The 2,742-nt window shown below is 67.6% G+C and carries 2 protein-coding genes; both read left to right on the top strand.

Annotation, left to right across the window (positions count from 1 at the left end; genetic code table 11):
* Nucleotides 1-226: 226 nt before the first annotated feature.
* On the top strand, nucleotides 227-1,732 hold the full coding sequence (gene istA, locus ACWD4G_RS45575; protein ID WP_451304650.1) for an IS21 family transposase: 1,506 nt from the start codon (nucleotides 227-229) through the stop codon (nucleotides 1,730-1,732).
* Entirely contained in the window at nucleotides 1,732-2,523 is a 792-nt protein-coding gene (gene istB / locus ACWD4G_RS45570; protein ID WP_451304648.1) for an IS21-like element helper ATPase IstB, read from the top strand. Before istA ends, istB begins: the two co-directional genes overlap by 1 nt.
* Nucleotides 2,524-2,742: the final 219 nt, after the last annotated feature.

Raw genomic sequence — 2,742 nt, 5'->3', positions numbered from 1 at the left:
AGGGCGCCCACAACCTGAAGATCAACTACGACGCGGTCACATCTGGCACCCAAGCCAAGAAACTATCTGTCTAGTTACGACATCTTCCGTCTATTGACGGCGGAAGTGCAAAGCTCCCCGCAGGCGGTCTGATCGGCTCCCCGCAGGCGGACATGGAATGTCCCCGCTGATGGACGCGTGATCCCTCTTGGCTGTCTAGACCACCCGGTCTGATCTCTTGGCCGGTGTGAAGAGCAAAGAGGAGATCATGGAGATTCTGGAAGCGTACGACCTCACGGGCAGTTACCGTGCGGCGGCCGAGCTGGCCGGGGTCGACCACCACACCGTGAAGCGATATGTGGAGCTTCGCGGCCAGGGCGGCGACCCGACGCAGCGGCAGCAGCGGCCGAAGATGATCGACGACTACCTGCCGAAGATCGAGGAACTCATCGAACGCTCCGGCGGCCGGATCGGCGCCGACCGGGTGCACGAGAAGATCACGGCGATGGGGTTCACCGGCACCGACCGCACCACCAGACGAGCGGTCGCCGCGGCGAAGGCGTCGTATCAGGCGGGCCACCGAAGAGTGTTCCGCCCATGGATTCCCGAACCCGGCCTATGGATCCAGTGGGACTGGGGCGACGGCCCGAAAATCGCAGGCCGCAAGACCTGGTTGTGGTGCGCCTGGCTGGCCTGGTCGCGGTTCCGGGTGGTGATCCCGGTGCTTGACAAGACGCTGCCCACGATCGCCGGCTGCCTGGACGCGACGCTGCGGAGGATCGGCGGGGCTCCGACCTATGCGCTCACGGACAACGAGCGGACGGTCACCACGGACCACATCGCCCGCATACCGGTCCGCAATCCGCAGATCATCGAGATCGGCCACCACTACGGGCTCACGGTCAGGACGTGTGTCCCCGCGGATCCGCAGTCCAAGGGCGGGTCCGAGGCGACGGTGCGGATCGCGAAACGGGACCTGGTGCCCACGGACATCAACCTCCGGCCGGCCTACCGGGACTTCGCCGAACTCGAGGACGCCTGCCGCCAGTTCACCGACGAGGTGAACAACAAGGTCCACCGGGCGATCAGACGAAAGCCCGTCGAGGCCCTCACCGAGGAAGCCCACCGGCTGCACCGGCTGCCGGACAACCCGTTCACCGCAGCCCTGGGCACCACCCGGAAAGTCGCGAACGACGCGACGATCTCGGTGGACTCGGTCCGCTACTCGGTCCCGCACCAACTGGCCGGGCAGACCGTCTGGGCCCGCTTCCACGGCGACGAACTCGTGGTCACCGCGGTGACCGAGGACGGCGCCGCCGAGGCAGCCCGCCACCGGCGGTCCACCCCGGGCAACCCGTCCATCAAGGACGAGCACTACCCGCCCCGCGAGGACAAGAACGCAGATCGCACCCCGAAGGCCACCAGCGCCGAAGAGGCCGCGTTCTTGCAGCTCGGCCCCGGGGCCGCGTCCTGGCTGGTCGAGGCCGCAGCGGCCGGAGCCCGCAGGATGCGGCCGAAGATGGCCGAGGCCGTCCAGCTCGCCAAGCTCCACGGCACCGCCGAGGTCGACCGGGCCCTGGGCACGGCGGCGATCGCCGGACGGTTCGCCGAGAACGACCTCATCTCGATCCTCGACCACCACATCGGACGGCATGTCCCCGAGCCGACCAGGGCGTCCGAGGACCACAGCCTTCAGCCGGGCACGTCCGCCTGGTCCCGATTCGGCGTCGCCCCTGAAGGAGACGAACACTGATGACCACCCCTCTCCGCACCGTTTCGGGCTCCAACGGCGCCCCGCTGGCCGAAGCGATCGAGCTGACCCGCCGGCTCAAACTCCCGCACATCAGGCGGGCGTTGACCGACCTGATCCCCACCGCCAAAGCCCAACGCTGGGACCCGGCCGAGGTCGTCCGCGTCCTGCTGGCCGAGGAGGCCGCCGGGCGGGACGCCGCGAACCTGCGGACCCGCCGCAAGCGGGCCGGCTTCCCCGCAGGCAAGACCTTCGGCGACTGGGACGAGACGAAGTCGTCCATCTCCCGTCAGGTCCAGGACTCCCTCAAGACCCTGGAGTGGATCTCCCGCAAGGAGAACCTCTGCGTCTGCGGGCCCTCCGGCACCGGGAAATCACACTTCACCGAGGCCCTCGGCCAGGCCGCCGTCGAGGCCGGGATGACCGTCGCCTGGTTCGCGATCGAGGACCTCGGAGCCCTCGTCCGCCGCCACCGCGTCGACGACTCCCTCGCCCGAGCGATGACCAGACTCATCCGCTCGGACCTCATCATCGTCGACGACATCGGGCTCCTGCCCGTCTCCGCCGACGCCGCCGAGGGCTTCTTCCGCCTGGTCGATGCCGCCTACGAACGGCGGGCCATGGCCGTCAGTTCGAACCTCCACCCGTCTGGCTTCGACGAGATCATGCCCAAAACCCTCGCCACCGCGACCGTCGACCGGCTCCTCCATCACGCTCACGTCGTCGTCACCCAGGGTGACTCGTTCCGGCTCACCGAAGCCACCTCCGGAAAGGGGGTGAGACCACTGCACTGACCCCAGCCCAAGAGGGATCACGCGGACCAGAGTGGGGAGTTTCCCTGTCCGCGGGGAGTTTTAGTGTCCGCCAGCGGGCGACTGATCGTGTCCGCCACCGGCGAGCTCAAGAAGTCCGTTGACAGTCTATTCACAGCATCACAGGTGAGATGCCCAGTCAGCCTGCCATCCAGCAACGCACCTGATGAACCACAGCAGTTCAGATGCCATACCAGTCAA

It is taken from the genome of Streptomyces sp. NPDC002643 (assembly GCF_053592555.1).
Note: the sequence above shows the minus strand (reverse complement) of the source record. Positions and strands in the feature narration are given on the sequence as shown.